The following is a 3,881-nucleotide window of genomic DNA, read 5'->3' as shown; positions in this document are numbered from 1 at the left end:
CGCTCGGCGTGCTCCGCGAACGAAAAACACCCCGCCGGGCGGCCGCGGCCCCCGCGCCCGCCCGGCGGCTCACGTTTCTCCGATCAATTGCTCTCCGCCGACACGTCCAGCGGCCCCAGCACCCGCTCCACGTCCCCCCGCGGCACGATCACCAGCGCCCCAAAGTTCGCCAGCGAACTCCCAACGGTGCGCGTGATCCGGTCCGGGCCGCTCGCCGCCGTCCGCAACGACCGCGGCGACGTCAGCGGAAAACCGAACGCGTCGTCCTGCGTCAGAAAGACGCCGCGGCTCGGGGCACTATCCAGCACGACGTCCGCTCCATCGATCCGGCCCACCTCGACGAGATCAAGGCCGTCCGCCCGCAAGCGAACGACACGCGATCCTGTCGACGCGACAACTTCATCCATCCCGATGAAATGCGCCCCGTTCAGATCGTGCGTTGCGTACGCCCCGTTGCTCAGGTCGCTGAGCACGGCCTCGGTCACGGTCGGACTGAACACCGGATGCGAACTCACCAGCAGCAGCGCATCGTCCGCCGACCACGAAACCGTAAACAGCCGGCGGAATTCGCTCGTGGTCAACGGGATTGGGAAGCTGCCGAGCAACTCCAGTGTCGCGGTGCGCAGCTCCAACGTCGCTTCGCTCGCCGGGTAGCTCCCGCGCAGCACAGCCAGGCGCTCCCCATCACTCGACCACGCAACGCCGAGCGTGACACGTTCGTCCACCGGTAGCGTCGCCGTCGGTGTCGTGCTGCCAATCGGCAACAACAGCAGCGCGCCATCCCGCGTGATCGCCGCCGTCAGCAGATCACCCGGCCGCATGTCCCCGGCGAACAGCGTCTCCGGCACGCTGGCGGCAAGGCCCACGGGCTGACTGCCCAACTCCGGCCAGGTGATCGTCCGCTGCCCGCCGCCCAGCACGGCGAACTCCACCCAGTCGTCCCGTTGACACGCGTCGGCGCCGCATCGCGCATCGTTGAACTCGGCCTCAACCCGGACTTCGGTAGGGGACGTGGTCAGCAGAAACGGAAGATCGCACGCCGTCAGCCCCAGGCTAAACAAGCCGATCATGAGAGCCAGGCGACTCCGTCCACAATTCAGTAGCATACGAACGCTCCGTATCCAGTGCAGGTCTCGCTTGGGTTCGTCGGGTAGCTCGGTAGGTTCGTCCACCCGGGAGCTAACCCAATCCACAACGCAGGCGGCGCCAGGGTGCCACGCCGACGCGCAGCGCTCGGCGTGCTCCGCGAACGAAAAACACCCCCCGCCGGGCGGACGCGGCCCCCGCGCCCGCCCGGCGACTCCTGCTTGAAGTGCAACACCTCTCACGACACAGCGACCGCTACTCGACCACCAGCACCCCCTCCACCGCCTCACGCGGCAGCAGGTCAAAGTTCTCGGACGGCAGATACCCCCAGACGTACACCCACTCCGGCTCCGATTCCAGCGTCCGCACGCCATAGTAAATGCGGCTGAACGGGAATCCGATCAGCGGCGTGGCGACCAGAAAGACTCCACTTTGCGGGTCCGTTGCAACGACGGCCTCGTAGTCCGCCAGCCGATCGGACTCGATCAGGTCACCGTTCACCCGTTGCAGCACCTGAACATAGCTCTCCACGCTGGAAACGCCGTCGGTGACCACTTGCTCACTTTCATTGGCGCACAGGTGCGTCGCATCGATGAAGCGCAGCGCTGTGTAGCGGTGAGGCTTCACTTCCCCGCTCGCTAGATTCACAATGGAGCCAGTGGATCCAGCCGGTACCCCCACGAATCGGTCATACGAGACAGCGATTAGCGAATCGTCGGGATGCCAGGAGACAACAACGTCATCCGGAAGATACGGGCGCGGATCGCCGAACTGCATGGGCAGCGGGTATTCAGCTTGGACAATGAATTGATCGTTCAGGACCTCAAGCGTCGCCGGAACGCCATTGTTGGCACGAACGACTGCAAGACGATCCTCGGCAGTAGACCACGCAACACCGACAATGGCGTCATCAATCGCCTCAGCAGCGGCATTCGCTCCGAGGGTGCCGGCAAACAGCTTCCGGTCCTCGCGCAACACCAATGTCAGCAAGTCTGTCGTGCGCGTGTCAATAGCAGTCACGCGCCCTCCGGACGACTCAAAGTCGTCTGGCAGTTCCGGCACCGCCAGAACCTTTTGCGGTTGCCAGCCGGCAACGCGCGGGTCGTACGGCCAGAGTTGCCACAAGTCGTCAGCCGCTTCAATGACAGCCCACTTGTCTCGGTTACACACCCCGTCGCCGCATGGCCGCTCCGCAAAGGCCTGCTGGGCATTCACGACCCCCAGTTGCTGCATGGCGTCAAGCTCGCCGCAGCCCACGACAACTGCCAGCGTCGCCGCTGTAGCAACCATCATCAATCGTGTCGTCATCTGAATTCTCTCCGGATCAGTATCCCGAGCAGGAACCGTTGTTGAAGGTAGCATTCGTGTTGGTCCACCCGGGCGCCCAACGCCGCAGGTGTGCCGGCGCATTCACGATGTTGCACCCCTTGTCAACGCTTCGGAAGGCATTGATCGCGCCATTGCTGTTCGGATTGCCCCAGCCCAGTAGGTTGTACTGACAGCAGTTGCCGAAGTAGTTTCTGCTGCTCGACTCGAAGCATTCGAACAACCCAGGATGCGCCGCATCGAAGTGCGGTTCGTCGATACCAACTTTCTGCGTCAGCGCATACCTTCGGTTCGAGTGACAGTGCGGCCAAGAGGCAGGCGCGCCGTAGTCGACGTAGTGAAACACTGCATTGCCCTTGTTGTCCGTCTGGCCAGTGAAGTACGAGATCCCCAGGTGCGAGATCGGACCCAACAGACGCCAGCGATGCCACGCATATACACCCGGAATATACGCCTCCGGCTCCGGCGGCGCCGCCACGTATTCACCCGCCTCGATCGCCGCCTCTTCCCGCTCCAGCGGGTACAGCCCCAACACCGGGTGACACCAGTACATCCGCCAGCCGCTGCCGCGCGGCAGTTCTGACAGCACACTGTCCGCGTTCGGATACGAAACCGGGTCCGAGTCGGGCTCGGCCACGATATGCGACGTCATCTCCGCCGGGTCGCCCGCCTCTTCATATAGAAACTGGCTCTCCGTGCCGTCCGCATCCAGCGCGTTCACGATCCGCCAGAAGTTCGGCTTGTTGACTGCGTCCGGCCGCTCCCAGGTCAAAATCGTGTCGCCGTAGTCGCCGACAATCTCCGTTCCGGTCAACGGCAACTGCGCTCCCGTCAGCGTCCCCGCCGCACCGTACTGGAAGTACATCCCGCCGCCCGCCGGGTCGACATACGACGTGTAGTTGTAGTCCGCGTCATACGTCAGCGTGACCTGCGCCGTCTGCCCCTGAATGCCCTTCTCCCGCAACAGCCCCGCCGACTCGAACTTGTACGTCCACACCGCCGCATCACGATCTGTGTAGTTCGTGTCGAACAGGCCATTGCTCGCCGTGTCGATGTACTGCAGCCCCTGCCCCGCCCGCGTCCCCCCGTCCACCGGGTCCAACGCGCTCACCACCCGACCATTGCTATAGCCCGTGTCCCACGCGCTACCGGCCTGATCGGTAATGACCGTGATCCGATTGAACGCGTTGTACGTGAACGCCAGCGTCGGCGTCACGCCCCCATCCGCCGGATACGTCAACGTCGACAAGCGATCACTCGCGTCGTACGCAAACGTCCACGTCCGGCTGTCCGGCCCGACCAGCGTCTGCAACCGGCCATTGGCGTCATAGTTGAACGTCAGGTGCTCCGACCCGCCCCCGCCCGTCTCGACCGCACTCTTGACTTGCGTCAGCCGACCATTGGTGTCCCGCACCAATTCAATATACTTCCCCCCGCTGTCGTACACCCGCGTCAGCCGACCCTGCGCG

General features: G+C 64.1%; 3 protein-coding genes. All 3 read right to left on the bottom strand.

All coding sequences use genetic code 11. The features are described from left to right. Positions 1–83: 83 nt before the first annotated feature. Positions 84–1,106: a hypothetical protein gene (locus J5J06_15670; protein MCO6438529.1), complete on the bottom strand. Its 1,023-nt coding sequence runs from the start codon at positions 1,104–1,106 to the stop codon at positions 84–86. 235 nt (positions 1,107–1,341) lie between these two features. Beyond that, the gene (locus J5J06_15665; GenBank protein MCO6438528.1) at positions 1,342–2,394 is read right to left on the bottom strand and encodes a hypothetical protein; all 1,053 of its coding nucleotides are present in this window, start codon (positions 2,392–2,394) and stop codon (positions 1,342–1,344) included. Between the two features lie 16 nt (positions 2,395–2,410). Further along, the coding region (locus J5J06_15660; GenBank protein MCO6438527.1) for an RHS repeat protein at positions 2,411–3,881 on the bottom strand (1,471 nt) is incomplete at its 5' end.

The organism is Phycisphaerae bacterium (assembly GCA_024102815.1).
GTDB lineage: Bacteria > Planctomycetota > Phycisphaerae > UBA1845 > UBA1845 > JAGFJJ01.
Note: the sequence above shows the minus strand (reverse complement) of the source record. Positions and strands in the feature narration are given on the sequence as shown.